We start from the raw sequence: 16,149 nt of genomic DNA on the forward strand, positions 1-16,149 counted from the left end.
GCCCGCGCCTGCGCCCGCACGCGCGTATCCGCCGCGCCGGCGGCGCGCTGCACCGGATGCAGCCGCCAGGGGAAGCCGGCCTCGGCCGGCAGCGCCAGCGCGGCCGTTCCGGCGGTGGCATTGATGACGTAGAGCACCCGCTCGAAGACCGCGTCCGCGCGTCCCGCGCCGTCGAGCCGCCCGACGATCACGCCCGCCTGCTGGCCCGGGCCGGTGTTGTGGAAGACCAGCCGGCGCGCTATCTCCTGCGGATCAGACAGCCGGAACAGCGGCGTGCTCGCGCGCATCCGCAACTGGTCGAGGAACACGCGCCGCGTCCAGGCGATCCGCGCCGGACCGGGCTTGATCGCCGGATCGGCCAGCAACGGACGCAGCAGGGCGTAGTCCTGGCTGCTGTCGCGCGCCGGCGGCAATCCGGCGCCGAAGCCGTTGTCGCGGCCGGACCAGTCCAGCCGGTTGAACCAGTCGCCCGAGTCGTAGCTGTTGCGGTCCATGGACTTGGAGCGCAGCAGCTCGCCGCCGGCGTGGAAGTAGGCGACGCCCTGGCTCAAGGCATTGAGCCCGAGCGCCACCGCCTGCGTGCGGGCGCGGTCGTCGGCGCTGGTCGTGCGCGGCAGCTTCAGCACGAGCGCGTCGAACAGCGTCTGGTTGTCGTGGTTCTCGACGTAGTTGACGACCTCCGCCGGCACCGAGGCATAGCCGGCGGGCTGATCGCCGTAGGGCAGCTGTTCGCCGGCGATGCGGCGGCCGTCAGCGGTCTCCAGCGCGAAGCCGCGCAGCGTGCCCGCCATCGAGAGCTTGAGCAGGTCGCCCTGGCGCAGCAACTCGTCGCGGCGCGCGGCATCACCGGCCGGCGCCGGCACGATGAACCCGGGCCGGCGGGCCGAGGTGGCCGCGTCGTCGCCCGCCGCGCCGCCTCGCACGGCGTCGCGGCCGCGATCGCTGAAGGTGCCGATGCTGGTGCCGTTCAGCGACAGCTGCGAGGCCTGCACGAAACGCGCGCCATTGGCGACCTCGCCGAAGTTCCAGCCTTCGCCGATGAGCTGCACCTCGCGGCCGAGCTCGCGTTTCAGGCGCGCCTGCAGCTGTTCCATCACTGCGCGCGGCTGGTGGCCCATCAGGTCGAAGCGGAAAGAGGCGATCTTGTACTCTCGCGCCCACAGGACCACGGAGTCGACGAGCAGCTTGCCCATCATGCGGTGCTCGGTGGCGGTGTTGTCGCAGCAGGTCGAGCGCTCGACACGGCCCAGCGCGTCCAGCCGCTGGTAGTAGCCGGGGACGATGCGGTCCAGCACCGAATGCGGATGCTGCCCGGACGCCGTCGTGTGGTTGTAGACGACGTCCATGCCCACGCGCAGTCCGGCGGCATGCAGGCCCATCACCATCGCCCGCAGCTCACGCACGCGGACCGCGCCGTCGTTGGCGTCGCTGGCGAAGCTGCCCTCGGGCGCGCTGTAGTGGAAGGGGTCGTAGCCCCAGTTGAAGCAGTCCTTGTCGGCAACGGCCATGACGGCGGCCTGCTGCGCGTCGCTGTCGGGCGCGGCCCTGGGGACGCGCGGCACCACGCAGCCGCGCTCCGGCACGGTGGCCAGATCGAAGACCGGCAGCAGATGGACATCGGTCAGCCCTGCGTCGCTGAGCGCGCGCAGGTGGCGCATGCCGGCCGAACCGGCCTGCGTGAAGGCCAGGTACTTGCCGCGTTGCGCGACAGGCACGCTGCGGTCATCGCGCGAGAAGTCGCGCACGTGCAGCTCGTAGACGACCATGTCGGTCGGGGTCTTCACGCGATCGGGGATGCGGCTGGCCGACCACCCTCGCGGCTGCAGACGCGGCTCGGACAGGTCGGCGATGTAGCTGCGCGCCGAATCCGCCGACAGGCTCACCGAATACGGATCGGTCACGAGGTTGCGCACGCGGCCGACACCGGGAACAAAAAGCTCGACGAGGTAGCGGTAGTACGAGCCGCTGCGCACGGACGGCGCGTCGCCGGACCAGAGGCCGGTGCGCTCGTCGCGAGTCAGCGGCAGGCGGACGCTGGCGGCGCTGTCGGGTCCCGGATAGGCGCAGAGCTCGACGCGATCGGCCGTCGGCGCCCACAGCTTGAAGGCGGCGCCCTTGGCCGTCATCGTCACGCCGAGCGCCGTCTCGGCTTCGGCGGTGGCAAAGATCGCATCGAGCGCACGGGCCGTCTGCGCCGCGCTCCAGCGCAGCACGCGGCCTTGCGCGTCTTCGACCGCGATCAACGCCTGACCCTGCTGCATCGCCGCGGGATCAACGTCCGCCTCCAACGCGAACTCCGCGCCGGCCCCCAGGTAGGCGGCCTGCGCCGCCGTCTCCGCGCTCAACGGCTCGCGCGTGGCATCGACCGTCCGGAGCGTGAGGCTGAGATCGCTGCCGCTCACACGTCCGTCGACCAAGGCCAATCCGCCCGACGTCGAATGATGCCAGCGGACGACCTCGCCGGCGACCAGCGTCAATCCCGGCCAGCGCAGGCGGCGCGCATCGAGCCACACGGGCTGCGGCGTGGCCGGCGTGGCGGTCGGCGTCTGCGTCGCCAGCGTCGGCGACTGGGGCGTCAGCACCGTGGCCGGGCCGGCGTCGCAGGCGGCGAGCGACGCATCGCCCGCCGCCATCGCCCCCGGCATCCCGGCCCGGCCGCTCAGCAACGACACCGCCAGAAGCGGCCAGGCACGGGACAAGGTCGAGCGCACGCCCATTGGATCTCCATCGAGGTGTTGTTCTGACGTCAGCACCGCGCGTCTTGGCGCTCGTACCGGCGATGTGTTTTAGATGGTAGCAAAACTACATACCCGGATGATCAGGACTTCCCTTCATAGGCCATACCTTCTATGCTGCGGCGCGACGACGACTTCGAGAACGCTTCCGGCGTCGATAAAATTTGTACTTTTGCTACAGATCAAACAACAAGATCAGGAGATCGAGAGATGACTCGTCGCCCCATCGCCGTCTCCGCGGCCACGGTGCTGGTCGCCGCGATGACCGCCGGACTCTCGAGCCCGGCGGTGCGCGCGGCGCCGTCCGCAGCAGAGACGCCAGTCGATCTCTCGCCGGTGAAGGAGGTGCGCGGGCGCAGCACGTTGCCCGAGGGCTGGCAGCACGGCGCGTTCATCGAGATCTTCGTGCGCGGTTTCCAGGACAGCGACGGCGACGGCATCGGCGACCTGCGGGGCGTGACGCAACGGCTGGACTACCTGAAGGACCTCGGCATCAAGGGCATCTGGCTGATGCCGATCACCGCGAGCGCCGACCGCGACCACGGCTACGCGACGACGGACTACCGCGCGATCGAGCCGCAGTACGGCACGCTGGCCGACTTCGACGAGCTGATCCGCGAGGCCCACAAGCGAGGCATCGGCGTGGTCATGGACTACGTGATCAACCACAGCGCGCGCGAGCATCCGCTTTTCCGCTCGGCGGTCGCCGATCCGGCGAGTCCGTGGCGCGACTGGTTCGTGTGGACCTCGCAGCCGCTGAGCGCGCTGAAGGACTGGGACATCTGGGGCAAGACGCCCTGGTACCTACCGGGCGAGGAGGTTCCGCCCGACGTGCCCGAAGGCGCCAGCGCACCGCCCAAGCCGGAATCGACGGCCCAGGCGCCGGCCGGCTCGCCGCGCTACTTCGCGGTGTTCGGTCCGCACATGCCGGACTACAACATGCGCAACCCGGCGGTGGTGAAGTACCACGCGGACAGCCTGCGCTTCTGGCTCAACCGCGGACTGGACGGCTACCGCCTGGACGCCGTGCCCCACCTGATCGAGAACAGCGCGAAAGACTGGAACGACCAGCCGGAGAGCCGCGCGCTGACCGGCGAGTTCACGCGGCTGATCAAGCGGTATCCGCATCGCTTCGTCGTCTGCGAGGCCACCGCCGAGCCCAAGGTCTACACCCGCGACGACATCTGCGGCAGCGCGTTCGCGTTCGGGCTGGAGCGTGCGGTGATCGCTGCGGCCAAGGGCGGCGACGACTCGGTCGAGGCGGTCGCCAAGGTCGCGCGCTTCTTCACCGAAGCGCCGCTGTCCATGGCCACGATGCTCAGCAATCACGACATCTTCGCGGGCAGGCGGGCCTGGGACCAGTTCGAGGGCGACGAGACGCGTTACAAGCTCGCCGCCGCGACCTACCTGCTGCTGCCGGGCACGCCCTTCATCTACTACGGCGAGGAGATCGGCCAGGCCGGCGTCGCCGGACTGCCGGGCGACGCGCCGCTGCGCGCGCCCATGAGCTGGAGCGCGACATCCGCCGGCTTCTCGACCGGCACGCCGTTCCGCCCGGCCTCGCCGAACATCGCCACGCACAACGCGCAGGCGCAAGCCGCCGATCCGGGCTCGCTGCTGAACTTCTACAAGGCGATGCTGGCGCTGCGCAACAGCCAGCCGGCGATCGCGCGCGGCCGCTACGAGGCGCCCCTCGCGCAGGGTCAGGTGTTGAGCTTCCAGCGCGCCTACCAGGGTCAGCGCGTGCTCGTCGTCATCAACTACGGCCGTGAAGCTGCCGAACTCTCGTTGCCCAGCCTGCCGCCGAAGGCGCGCCTGCGTCCGTTGCACCCGCTGCGTACGTCGCCCGCAGCGACCGCGGCGACCGCGGATGCTCGCGGACAGGTGACGCTCAGCGCCCCGCCCCTGTCCGTGCAGGTCTTCCGCCTTCGCTGAAGCGCGTGCACGATGTCGACCTTCGCGCCCCTCTTCTCCTTCGCCTCCTTCGCCTCCTTTGCCTCCTTCGCCTTAAGCCTCCTCGCCATGACCCACGCCCCCGCCGCCGCCGCGACGGCCGCATCCGCTGCATCCCCCTCCACCGCCCCGGTGACGCTCGCCCACGTCGAGCCGCCGGACTGGTGGGTCGGCATGAAGTCGCCCGACCTGCAGGTGATGCTGCACGGTGCCGGCATCGGCGCCCTGGAGGCTGAACTCGCCCCGGCCCCCGGCGTGACGCTGGTCGGCACCCGGCGTGGCGACAGCCCCAATTACCTGTTCGTCGATCTGCGGATCGAGGCGTCGGCCAAGCCGGGGACGCTGACGCTGCGCCTCAAGCGCGACGACAAGGTCGTCCTCGAACATCCCTACGTCTTGCGCGAGCGCGCACCGGGCTCGGCGCAGCGCGCCAGCTTCGGCCCCAAGGACGCGATCTACCTCGTGGTGCCGGACCGCTTCGCCAACGGCGATCCGTCCAACGACGTCGTGCCGGGTCTGGCAGAAGGCCTGAACCGCGCCGACCCGGGCGGTCGCCACGGCGGCGACCTCGCGGGCCTGACGGCCCACCTCGACTACATCGCCGCGATGGGCTTCACGATGCTGTGGCCCACGCCCCTGTCGGTGAACGACAGCCCGAAGTGGAGCTACCACGGCTACGGCGCGACGGACTTCTACCAGGTCGATCCGCGCTTCGGCAGCAACGGCGATTACGTGCGGCTCGGCGCGGAGGCGAAGCGCCACGGCATCGGCCTGATCCAGGACATCGTGCTGAACCACATTGGCGTGCATCACTGGTGGATGGCCGACCTGCCGACGGCCGACTGGGTCAACGCCTGGCCCCAGTACACCGAGACGCATCACGCGCGCATGTCGCTGCAGGACCCGTACGCGGCGCCCAGCGACCGCAAGCGCTTCAGCGACGGCTGGTTCAGCCCCGGCATGCCCGACCTCAACCAGCGTCAGCCGCTGGTGGCGACCTACCTGACGCAGATGAGCCTGTGGTGGATAGAGACCGCCGACCTGGCCGGCGTGCGCACGGACACCTACAGCTATTCCGACAAGGACTTCCTGGCCGCGTGGTCGCGCCGCCTCAAGGACGAGTACCCGAAGCTCAACATCGTCGGCGAGGAATGGAGCCCGCATCCGGCGGTGGTGTCGTACTGGCAGGCCGGCAAGCGCAACCATGACGGCTACGTGTCCTCGCTGCCCAGCCTGATGGACTTCCCGCTGCAGGAGGCGCTGCTGGCCGGCCTGAACCAGCAGGACGCGCACGACGGCGGCTTCATGAAGCTCTATGAGGCGCTGGCGCACGACTTCGTCTATCCGGACCCCGCGAACCTGGTGCTGTTCGAGGGCAACCACGACACGCCGCGCGTCTACAGCGTGCTGCACGACGACCTCGCGCTGACGAAGATGGCCTGGGCCTACCTGTCCTTCGTGCGGCGCATCCCGCAGTTCTTCTACGGCTCGGAGATCCTGATGACCAGCCCGCGCCATCGCGACGACGGGGCGGTGCGGGGGGACTTCCCCGGCGGGTGGGCTGGCGACGCGGTCAACGCCTTCACCGGCGCGGGATTGGGCGAGCGCCAGGCCGGTGCGCAGGCCTGGCTGAAGCGCCTGCTGAACTGGCGCAAGTCCGAGCGGCTGGTGCACGACGGCGCGTTGATGCAGTACGCGCCGCTGGCGGAGAGCTACGTGCTGTTCCGCTACGACGCGGCCAAGGGGCTGGGCGGCAAGCGCCTGATGCTGGTGATGAGCAAGGCGAAGGAAGCGCGCGAGCTGGACCTGTCGCGCTTCCCGGAGATGCTGCGCGAGGGCGACACGGCCGTGGACGTGATGACGGGCGAGCGCAGGACACTGGGGAAGACGCTCACGCTGCCGGCCCGCTCGGTCACCTTGCTGTCGATCGAGTGATGGCGCGCTTGCCTGACTGACCGGGTCGGCGACTAGGTGAGAATCGGCTCCGGTCCCTCGACTGGAGCCGCCCATGCGCCCTGCCCTCCGCCTGCTGATGCCGCTGTGCGCCGCTGTGGCGATGTATCTGTCCGGCGGCGGCACGGCCCGCGCGGCCGACTACGCCGGCCCGATCTTCGACGCCCACCTCCACTACAACGAGGAAGCCTGGAACGGTCGCGAGGGCCCGCATCCGCCCTCGGACGTGCTCGCGCGCATGAAGCGCAGCGGCGTGAAGGCGATCCTCTCCAATTCGCGCCCCAATGACGGCACCCGCACGCTCGCCTCGCTGCCGGAGACGCGCGCGGCCGGCGTGACCGTCGTGCCGTTCATCCGCCTCTACCGCAACCGCGCCGACTACGACAACTGGTTCCGCGACGAGAGCATCTACCAGATGGTCCAGGACGAGCTTGCACGCGGGACCGCGTCGGGCCCGTACCGCGGGCTCGGCGAGTTCCACCTCTACGACAGCGCGAACGCGCGCGGGCCGGTCGCGCGCAAACTCATGGCGCTCGCGGAGGAGAAGTCGCTCGTCGTCCTCGCGCACGTCGACGACGAAGCGATCGACCTGCTGATGGACGCGACCCCGAGCAAGGGGCGGGAGGCACGCCTGATCTGGGCGCATACCGGCATCAACGGCGCGTCGACAGCGCGGGTGGAAGCGCTGCTCGCAAAGTACCCGCGGCTGATGGGCGAGCTGTCCTACCGCCCCGGCCTCACCTGCGACGACGGCAAGCTCTGCGCGGAGTGGCGCGCGCTGATCCTGAAGTATCCGGATCGTTTCCTCGTGGGCTCCGACACCTGGGTCAACCAGCGCTGGCAGTACTACGAGGCGACGATGCAGGGCTACCGCGTCTGGCTCGGCGATCTGCCGGCGGAGGTCGCACGCGGGATCGCCTGGGGCAATGCGGCAAGGCTGTTCGGGCTGAGCCAGTGACGACATTCACCTGCGCCGCACGGCGCTGAGGCCGCCTCGCCCTGCGACATCGACATCGACATCGACGTCAGGGACGGCGTCACACGTAGCAGCTGCAGCCCATCGCGCCCCAGAACGCCTGCGCCGAGGTCGCATCGCGCGCCGCGCTCGCGACCGCCGTGTGATCGTGGCCATGCACGCCGCAGCCGCTCGCGCAGGCGCACTGCGCGGCGTACTGGTAGCGGCGCTCGGCGTCGCTCATCGATGTCGCCACCGACGATTTCCGCGCCTGGTAGCCGCCGTAGGTCTTCACCGGCGACCAGTCCGGCATCGCGGGCGGCAGGGCCGGCGCCAGCGACGCATACGCGCCGCTGCCGTGCACCGGCTTGCCCGCCACCACGGTCAGCACAGAGGTGATGTCCTGGATCTGGTCCTCCGGCACGGTCAGGAAGTCGCGGTCCAGCACCGCCAGGTCGCCGAACGCGCCCGGCTTCAGCACGCCCTTCTTCCCGGTCTCGCGCGAGAACCAGGCGCCGTCGGCCGTCATCAGCCGCAGCGCGGCGATGCGGTCCAGCCTCCGCTCCTCCGGATATAGCAGCGTGCCGCCGATGGTGCGTCCTGACACCAGCCAGTACAGCGCCTGCCATGGGTTGTAGCTGTTGACGCGCGTCGCGTCGGTGCCCAGCGAGACGGGGATGCCCATCTCCAGCATGCGCTTGACCGGCGGCGTCTCTGCCGTCGCCTTCAGCCCGTAGCGGCGGATGAAGTACTCGCCCTGCATGGACATCCGGTTCTGCACCGCGATGCCGCCGCCCAGCCGCCTGATGCGCTCGAGGTTCTGCGGCGTCACCGTCTCGCAGTGGTCGAAGAACCAGCCGAGCTTGTCGATCGGATGGTCGCGGTGGACCTTCTCGAACACGTCCAGGCTACGCGAGACCGTCTCGTTGTAGGTCGCGTGCATGCGCCACGGCCAGCCGTTGCCGGCGAGGAAACGCACGACGCCTTCGAGGTCGTTCTCCATCGCGGCCGGCATCTCGGGGCGCGGCTGGAGGAAGTCCTCGAAGTCCGCCGCGCTGAAGGCCAGCATCTCGCCCGCGCCGTTGAGCTTGTAGAAGTCGCTGCCGTCGCCGGGCCTGCCCATCTTCGCCCAGCGCTGGAAGTCCGCCAGTTCCTGCTTCGCCTTCTGCGGGAACAGGTTGTAGGCGATGCGCACCGTGAGCCGGTTCTCCTTGGCGAGCTTGTCGATGATCGCGTAGTCGTCGGGGTAGTTCTGGAAGCCGCCGCCCGCGTCGCCGACCGAGGTCACGCCGAGCCGGTTCTCCTCGCGCATGAAGTGCAGCGTGGAGTTGAGCTGCTGCTCCGGATCGAGCTTGGGGCCGAGGTTCAGCGTGTTGTAGAGGATGAAGGCGTTGGGCTCGGCCAGCAGCAGGCCGGTGGGCTCGCCGCGCGCGTCGCGCTCGATGATGGCGCCGGCGGGCTGCGGCGTGTCCTTCGTGTAGCCGACGGCGCGCAAGGCCGCGCGATTCAGGAAGGCCTGGTTGTAGAGGTTGAGCACGAACACCGGCGTGTCCGGCGCGGCGGCGTTGAGCTCAGCGAGCGTCGGCATGCGCTTCTCGTCGAACTGGAACTCGTTCCAGCCCCCGACCACCCGCACCCACTGCGGCGCCGGCGTGCGCACGGCCTGGTCCTTGAGCATCTGCAGCGCCGCGCCCAGCGAGCGCACGCCGTCCCAGCGCAGCTCCATGTTGAAGTTGAGCCCGCCGCGGATGATGTGCATGTGGGAGTCGGTCAGTCCCGGGATCACGCGGCGCTTCTCGACGTCGACGACGCGGGTCTTCGCGCCGGCGAGCTTCGCGATTTCCGCGTCCGTGCCGACGGCCATGACGACGCCATCGCGCAGAGCGATCGCGGTGGCCTCGGGCTTTGCCGGATCCATCGTCGTGATGCGCCCGTTGCGCAGGATCAGGTCGGGCGCGCCGCCCTGCCCCGACTGCGCGAGCACGGGTCCTGCCATCACGCTGATCCCGAGCGCGGCGGCCGCCTCCATGAAGTCGCGTCGGTTGCCTTGCGGCGCGTCTTCGCGGCCGTTGCGGATCAGGTCGGTGAACATGGCGAGCTCCTGTCGATGGGGACCGGCCGATTCTTCGCCTGATCGTCGCGACGGGCCTCTCCCAAAAAGGGGGGACACCAATGGGGGATGCGAAGCCTGCTTCGAGGTGATTGCGGTGCACACCGCAAGCCGAATACGCTGGGCGCAAAGGAGTCAATCATGAGGTCACCCGAGGAAGTGGAGCGCCTGAAGGCCCTACACGAGAAGTACGGCATCCCATACGTCGAACGAACACAGATCTACCCGGCCAAGGATCTCCCGCGGCCTGGGGAACCATGGCCCCCCTCACGAGAAAGGGGACCCGAGTTCATGGCCATGGTCGAGGAGATCATCGAAGAACATCGCGACGTACTTCGCGCGCTTGCAAAACGTTGAACCATGCTGGACGCGAACGACATCATTCGAATTCACGATGCCATCCTCAGGAACGAGGGCGGCCTGCCTGGCGGGCATGGCCTTGGCGCCCTGGAAGGCGCGCTATCACGCGTGTCCTTCCGGATCCAGTTCCTGGGCATGCAGGACGTATTCGAGAGATTGCGGCCATGTACGCGGTGGCTCTCGCACGAGGGCATGTCTTCAACGATGGCAACAAGAGGACCGCACTGACCAGCGCATTGACGTATCTGGGCGACTCAGGAATAAAACTTGGCCGCACCAACTATCTCGAGGAGGTCATGGTCGATGTCGCGCAGGGACTGCTGAATGAAGCAGGATTTGCTAGACATCCTCATATCGATCCATCGTGCGGCCAGCCGACCGCCGATCGAGTGAGCCGCGATGAGTCGTCCTCCCGACGCCTTCATCGCGGCCCGGCACCAGCCCCGAGTGCCGTCAAGGCCGATCGCGCTTCGGAACCCGCGTCTCGACGGCCTTCACCTGGTACTTCGGCTCGAAGCGGCAGGTCTGGCCCAGCTTCTCCTTGGCCTTCTCGCAGCCGGCGGCGATGGACTCGGGCGTCGGCTTCTTCCCCTGCGTGGCCCAGGTCGTGAGCGCGTCCATCAGCGCCGCGTAGGTGGGGTCGCTGAGGTAGCTGTGGTCCCTGTCGCCGGTGAAGGTCTGCACCAGCGCATCGCCACGTCCCGCCGCGGCCATCGTGCGGCCGAAACTCTCCTGCAGTTCGACCATCGCCGTCGGATCGTGGATCGCGTGCACCGTCAGCACCGGCACCGGGATCCTCCCGCCCAGATCGGCATCGGCGGACAAGGTCGCCACAGCCTTCGCGTCGGCCTTGTAGCGCAGCACGCCGGCGTTCAGCGCCGCGTCGTCGCTGGAACCCGCATAGACCGCGCCGACGTTGCCGAACGGGCTCGCACCGCCGGTGCGCTTCTGCGCGATGTCCTGGAAGTGCCAGGTCGCCCAGTTCAGATGCGACTGGATGCTGCGCTCCGGGATGTGGATCACGTCGACGATGGTCTTGATCTTCGCCGTCTGCTCGGCCGACCGCTCCGCCGCCGGCTTGTTCAGGCCCAGGCAGTCGTCGACGCGCTTGGCCAGGTCCGCCTGCTTCATCGGCGAGTCCGCCGGCAGCCCGATGTTGAGCGGGTACTGCGGCTCGCTCGGCAGCGGGTGGTTGTGGCACAGGTACTGGTAGACGACGCGCAGGTCCAGCCGGAAGTCGTAGCTGCGCGTCCCGCCGCCCAGCACGCCCGAGGTCAGCAGCACCGCGTCGTAGGGCTTGCCGTCGGCGAACAGCTCCGCACCCTTGGCCGCCACGCTCGCGCCCCAGGATTGGCCGTGCAGGTAGACGTGTTTCGGCTTGGCGACCTTGTCGATGAACAGGCGGCGCAGGCGCTCGTTGTCCTCGGCCGCGGCACTCACCGCGACGCCGCCCTGGCGGTAGCTCGACGACGCGAAGGCGTAGCCCAGGCGCGGCATGATGGTCCAGCGCTCGACGTCCTCCGTCACGCGCTTGACCGTCGGCGCACCCAGGAAGGGTCCGCCGTGCGCATGCACGACGAGGTCGCCGTTCCACTGCTTGGGCATCACGATCATGTAGATCGCGCCGGCGCTGTCCGTGCCCGACAGGCAGCTCGCGCCGTCGCCGACGCCCGACGGACAGGCCGTCGGGGTCGGCGCGGCTTCCCGCGCCATGTCGAAGCCCGGACCTTGCGGCTGCTTCGCCACGGCGACGGGCGCGCAGCCCGTCAGGCCAAGAGCGCCCAGCGCCAACGCGGCTGCGGCCGCCATCGTCGCCGGTCGCGCAGCCGGTTTCCACGCGCCGTTGCCGGCCCCTTGTGTCATCAGCATCCTCATCCCCTTCTTTCCCTTCAGGAATCACGCCCGGACCGCGGTGGCGGTCACGCGGGCACTGCGGGCATCGCGCCCCCTGCCGACCGTCGCTCCTGGCGACCGCGGCGCATCATCCACAGCAGACCCAGCCCCAGGCCTGCCAGCGCGAGCGATTCTGGCTCCGGCACCGCCGCGGCAAAACCGAGCTGGTCGCTCGCCACGCGCTGCAGCAGCAGCGCCTGGGCCGCGCTGATGCCGAGGTCGCGCGCGGCGATCTCGTTCAGGCCCAGCACCGCCGGGTCCAGGCCGGTGATCGTGCCGAACAGCGTCAGCGCGCTCAGGTAGGACCCGTACTTGCTCGCATGGGTGCCGTCGTCGAACCACAGGTCGAGCAGCCCGTCCGTGGCCGCCGTCGAGGCATACATGTCGGGCGTCGCGACGCCCGCCGCGATCGCGCGCATGAAGGCCTCGCCCACCGGCGCGACGCCCTTGACGCCGCCCGAGCCGTCCGCGCCCGCCATCAGCGCGGCGTTCGCGTAGGCCTGCTTGAGGTCGTCGGTCATCGCCTGCAGCGTCGGATAGAAGGACGGCGCCGGCTGCCCCGTCGGCGACACCTCGCCGGTGTTCTCGTCGGTGACCGTCGTGCTGGGCGCGTTGACCAGGTTGGGCCGCGCCCAGGTCTGGTACAGGTACACGTCGGCGTTCGCGTTGGCATTGGCGTTCGCCGGCACGTTGCGCAGCAGCGAGCAGGTGCCCGTCGACGCGCCGGTGATCTCCGCGCACTTCGCGTTCGTGCCGCCGATCAGGTCGCGCTCCCGGTAGCTCAGCGCGTTGCCCTGGTGGATCCAGTTCTCGATCAGGTTGGTGTAGGTGCTGAAGTAGGCCGGGTTGGACGCCAGGCCCGGCTGCTTGGTCAGCGGTTCGTCGCTCTGCTCCTGCAGCACCACCTTGTCCCAGGCCTGCGAGCCGATGTTGCCGCGCAGGTCCCAGCCGGCGTTGTTGGTGTTGAGGAACTGCCCGCGCAGCGAGGCCGCGTTGCGTGCCGAGATCGACACGTCGTAGTCCAGCCCGACCTGCACGGTGAACTGCTTGAAGATGCCGGCGATGCCGCCCCACGGGTGGGGCTCGAAGCTGTTGGCGCCGCTCGGGTTGCTGGCGTACATGGCCGCCGTCAGGTCGTGGACGTTGGCGGCGTTGTAGCTCATCACCGGATCGACGCGTCCGAAGGTGTAGCTGTTGCCGACGAAGAGGATCTTCGTCGCTTCGGCGTGGGCGCCCAGCGGCGCGAACGCCGCGAGGCCCGCCAGGGCGGTGAAGGCGAGCACGACCGCGCGGGTCCGGCTCAGGGGTTGGGAGAGCATGGTGGTCGACATGGTCGTGCTCCTTCGTTGCTGCTGGTTGAAGCCGAGGTGAGGCGGATGTCCGACGGACGCCAGAGAGACGTCCGTCTGCGGTCGGGCCGAGGTCAGGCCCGGATCAGAGGTCGGTCAGAAGTTGTGGCGCACGCCGGCCTCGAAGCCGCCGCTGTCGCCGCCGGGTTGCGTCGTCGCCAGGCCGACGTTGAAGCGCACGCCGCGGCCCTTGTTGTCGATCTTCGACAGGTTGGTGTACAGCGCCGTCCGCTTGGACAGGTCGTGCACGTAGCCGATCGCGATCTGGTTGGCGTCGCTGGCGACGTTCTTCGCCTTCAGCCAGGTATAGGCGAAGCGGACCTCGCCCTGCGGCCAGACCTGCCACTGCGTGCCCAGCATGGTGGCCGTGGTGCTGCTGATGCCGATCTCGTTGCGGCCCCACAGCGCCATCAGCTTGGCCGGTCCCCAGGTGTAGGCCACGCCCACGTTGCTCTGCGTGTAGTCGCCGGTGGCGTAGCGGGTCTTGGAGATCGCCGCCGAGGTGTTGAAGACCTCGTTGCGCCAGCCGATGCGCACGCCGGTGAGCTGGCCGTCCTTGCGCGTCGGGCCCGCACCCTGCTCGCCCAGGGCCAGCATCGCGTGGCCGTAGAAGCCGTTCAGGCCCGAGGGCGTGAAGTAGCCGATCGAGTTGGACGCCCGCACGCTGGTGCGCGCCGTGGTGCCGCCGGCCGGCACCGGGTAGAACAGCAGGCCCGAGCTGCCGACGCCGTTGGTCCCGAACGGATGCATCGACGTGGTCAGGTTGCCGAAGGACGGCACGTAGTCGCGGCCCAGGCGCAGCTCGCCCCAGTCGGCCGAGGAGATCTGCACCGTCGCGCGCCGGCCCCAGGTCAGGCCGCCGCTGACCGAGTCCTTGTTGTTGGTGCTGGTCGCGCCGCTGGTGCCGTCGTCGACGGCCACCGCCGACTCCAGCCAGAAGCCGACCTTGAGGCCGCCGCCCAGGTCCTCGGTGCCGCGCACGCCGAAACGGCTGGACGTGTTGCCGTCGCTGTTGACCAGGTAGCGCGTGTCGGTGCCGCTGGACTTCAGCGCCTGCACGCCGATGTCGAGCAGGCCGAACACCTGCACGCTGCTGCCGCTCTGCGCCTGCGCGGCGCCGGCTGCTCCCACCGCGGCGGCGGCCAGGACCAGGGCCTTGCGCACGCTCACCGCGTTCCTCGAATGTCGTTTCGTGTTCATCAACGTTGTCTCCGTCTGGTTGTCGTCGTGTCCTCGTTCGGGACCGCTCGTCGTACTGCTCACCCGACCGCAGTGGGACCGTTCTCGGACGGTTCTTGGATCGCCTGCTTGAATCGTTTCTTCGATCGATTCTTCGATATCCGGGCCGGACCTTAGTGACCAGCCTCCATAGCGTCAAATACACTGATCCGCAGAGTCCGAGACGTTTTGAATATGGGACGTACGTAGCTTCCGCAGAGGAATGCCGCGGCGAGCCCGAGGACCAGGAGACAACGCAGACATGGACCTTCGACATCTGCGCTATTTCGTGACGGTCGCGGAGACCGGCCACATGACGCGCGCCGCGGCGCTGCTCGGGATGCAGCAGCCGCCGCTGAGCCAGCAGATCAAGACGCTGGAGCAGGAGCTGGGCATCGCCCTGCTGCACCGCCATCCGAAGGGCGTGAGCCTGACCGACGGCGGTCGCCAGTTCCTGGACGAGGCGCGTCGACTGCTGCGCGATTACAACGACATGCGCGACCGCATGGACCGGCTGGCCGGCGGCCAGCACGGGCTGCTGGCGATCGGGTTCACGAGCTCGGCGGCGGCGCATGCGTTCACGCCGGCGGTGTTGCGCGCCTGCCGCGGCGAGCATCCGGGCATCGCGCTGACGATGACCGAGAACCACGCCGCCGGACTGATCGAGGCGGTCGTGAAGTCGCGGCTGCATTGCGGCTTCCTGCGCGTGCCGGTCGCGCAACCCGAGGGGGTGAGCTTCGAGACCTTGCTGACCGAACCCGCGCTGCTGGCGCTGCCGCTGGACCATCGGCTGGCGACCGTGCCGCGCGCCGGGTCGACGCCGGTGCCGCTGGCGGAGCTGGAGGACGAGGACCTGATCCTCGTGCGCCGCCCCGGCGCGCCGGGGCTCTACGCCAACCTGCTGGCACTGTGCGAGCGCGACGGCGTCAAGCCGCGCAGCTTCGTCGAGGTCGACCGGATGATGATGAACCTGAACCTGGTGGCGGCCGGCGCGGGCATCACGGTGGTGCCGGCCTCGATGCGCGGCGTGCATGCACATTCGATCGTGTTCCGACCGTTGGAGAAGCACGCGCGGCTGGAGGCGCCGTTGACGATCGCCTACCGCTCGCACGATCAGGAAGGGCCGACGGCGACCTTCCTGGCGCTGGCCCGGCGCATCGCGATGGAGCACCGCGATGCGTAGGCGGGATCTGTTGAAGACCGCCGCATGCGGCGGCGCATCGCACCTCCCGATGACGACGGGGCTCGCCGCCGCGCTGGGCCTGAGCAGTGAGGCACGAGCCCAGACAAGCAACGCGACCGCCGCGGGCGAATCCTGGCCGACGCGCCCCCTCCATCTCATCGTCGCCTACCCGCCCGGCGGCGTCAGCGACGAGACGGCGCGCGCACTCGGACAGCACATGAGCACCCGGCTGAAGGTGCCGGTGATCGTCGAGAACCGCGCCGGCGCCGGCGGACTGACCGCGCTGGAGTCGCTCGCACGCGCGGCGCCGGACGGCCACACGCTGGCGTACTGCGCGATCTCGCCGCTGGTGTTCGTACCGGTCTCGAGCGCCGTGCCGACGCCCGACGTGGCGCCGGTCGTCAGCATCATGGACACGCCGGTCCTCGTGCTCGCGCACC

General features: G+C 69.4%; 10 protein-coding genes and 1 pseudogene. 6 read left to right on the top strand and 5 right to left on the bottom strand.

Features of this window, described 5'->3' with window-relative positions:
* A partial coding sequence (pulA, locus tag VF536_RS11990) for a pullulanase-type alpha-1,6-glucosidase (RefSeq protein ID WP_331615075.1) occupies positions 1–2,717 on the bottom strand: 2,717 nt, incomplete at its 3' end.
* A gap of 228 nt (positions 2,718–2,945) precedes the next feature.
* Between pulA and VF536_RS11995 the strand changes: the two genes are divergently transcribed.
* The 3 genes from VF536_RS11995 to VF536_RS12005 all read left to right on the top strand — a co-directional run bounded on the left by VF536_RS11995 (position 2,946) and on the right by VF536_RS12005 (position 7,599).
* Positions 2,946–4,670: an alpha-amylase family glycosyl hydrolase gene (locus VF536_RS11995; RefSeq protein ID WP_331615076.1), complete on the top strand. Its 1,725-nt coding sequence runs from the start codon at positions 2,946–2,948 to the stop codon at positions 4,668–4,670.
* Positions 4,671–4,757: 87 nt separating this feature from the next.
* Positions 4,758–6,623 (top strand): glycoside hydrolase family 13 protein, encoded by a 1,866-nt coding sequence (locus VF536_RS12000; protein WP_331615077.1) that lies wholly within the window; start codon positions 4,758–4,760, stop codon positions 6,621–6,623.
* Positions 6,624–6,720: 97 nt separating this feature from the next.
* Positions 6,721–7,599, top strand: a complete 879-nt coding sequence (locus tag VF536_RS12005; RefSeq protein WP_414710351.1) for an amidohydrolase family protein — start codon at positions 6,721–6,723, stop codon at positions 7,597–7,599.
* 79 nt (positions 7,600–7,678) lie between these two features.
* Here the strand turns inward: VF536_RS12005 and VF536_RS12010 are convergent, their stop codons facing one another.
* Positions 7,679–9,592 carry an amidohydrolase gene (locus tag VF536_RS12010; protein WP_331615084.1) on the bottom strand — a complete coding sequence of 638 codons (1,914 nt, stop codon included), beginning with the start codon at positions 9,590–9,592 and terminating at the stop codon, positions 7,679–7,681.
* Between the two features lie 638 nt (positions 9,593–10,230).
* On the opposite strand from VF536_RS12010, the pseudogene VF536_RS27730 reads away from it, so the two are divergent.
* Positions 10,231–10,323, top strand: a pseudogene (locus VF536_RS27730) (Fic family protein); the annotation flags it as partial.
* 196 nt (positions 10,324–10,519) lie between these two features.
* On the opposite strand, the gene VF536_RS12015 reads toward VF536_RS27730, so the two are convergent.
* The 3 genes from VF536_RS12015 to VF536_RS12025 form a co-directional block, all read right to left on the bottom strand.
* Positions 10,520–11,875, bottom strand: coding sequence for a hypothetical protein (locus VF536_RS12015; RefSeq protein WP_331615085.1), 1,356 nt, complete (start codon positions 11,873–11,875; stop codon positions 10,520–10,522).
* A 110-nt stretch (positions 11,876–11,985) separates the two neighbouring features.
* Positions 11,986–13,290, bottom strand: coding sequence for a hypothetical protein (locus VF536_RS12020; protein ID WP_331615079.1), 1,305 nt, complete (start codon positions 13,288–13,290; stop codon positions 11,986–11,988).
* 114 nt (positions 13,291–13,404) lie between these two features.
* Positions 13,405–14,508 (bottom strand): porin, encoded by a 1,104-nt coding sequence (locus VF536_RS12025; RefSeq protein ID WP_331615080.1) that lies wholly within the window; start codon positions 14,506–14,508, stop codon positions 13,405–13,407.
* A 280-nt stretch (positions 14,509–14,788) separates the two neighbouring features.
* Here VF536_RS12025 and VF536_RS12030 point away from each other — a divergent pair, with 280 nt between their 5' ends.
* Both VF536_RS12030 and VF536_RS12035 read left to right on the top strand, forming a co-directional pair.
* Positions 14,789–15,709, top strand: a complete 921-nt coding sequence (locus VF536_RS12030) for a LysR family transcriptional regulator (protein ID WP_331615081.1) — start codon at positions 14,789–14,791, stop codon at positions 15,707–15,709.
* 49 nt (positions 15,710–15,758) lie between these two features.
* On the top strand, positions 15,759–16,149 hold a 391-nt coding region (locus tag VF536_RS12035; protein WP_331615082.1), incomplete at its 3' end, for a Bug family tripartite tricarboxylate transporter substrate binding protein.

Source organism: Roseateles sp., from assembly GCF_036486225.1.
Lineage (GTDB): Bacteria > Pseudomonadota > Gammaproteobacteria > Burkholderiales > Burkholderiaceae_C > Roseateles.

What these genes read in the sequence shown, in the direction of transcription:
- VF536_RS11995 (WP_331615076.1), top strand. Translation starts at nt 2,946, where the DNA reads ATGACTCGTCGCCCCATCGCCGTCTCCGCGGCCACGGTGCTGGTCGCC.
- VF536_RS12000 (WP_331615077.1), top strand. Translation starts at nt 4,758, where the DNA reads ATGACCCACGCCCCCGCCGCCGCCGCGACGGCCGCATCCGCTGCATCC.
- VF536_RS12005 (WP_414710351.1), top strand. Translation starts at nt 6,721, where the DNA reads ATGCCGCTGTGCGCCGCTGTGGCGATGTATCTGTCCGGCGGCGGCACG.
- VF536_RS12010 (WP_331615084.1), bottom strand. Translation starts at nt 9,592, where the DNA reads ATGGCAGGACCCGTGCTCGCGCAGTCGGGGCAGGGCGGCGCGCCCGAC.
- VF536_RS12015 (WP_331615085.1), bottom strand. Translation starts at nt 11,875, where the DNA reads ATGGCGGCCGCAGCCGCGTTGGCGCTGGGCGCTCTTGGCCTGACGGGC.
- VF536_RS12020 (WP_331615079.1), bottom strand. Translation starts at nt 13,290, where the DNA reads ATGTCGACCACCATGCTCTCCCAACCCCTGAGCCGGACCCGCGCGGTC.
- VF536_RS12025 (WP_331615080.1), bottom strand. Translation starts at nt 14,508, where the DNA reads ATGAACACGAAACGACATTCGAGGAACGCGGTGAGCGTGCGCAAGGCC.
- VF536_RS12030 (WP_331615081.1), top strand. Translation starts at nt 14,789, where the DNA reads ATGGACCTTCGACATCTGCGCTATTTCGTGACGGTCGCGGAGACCGGC.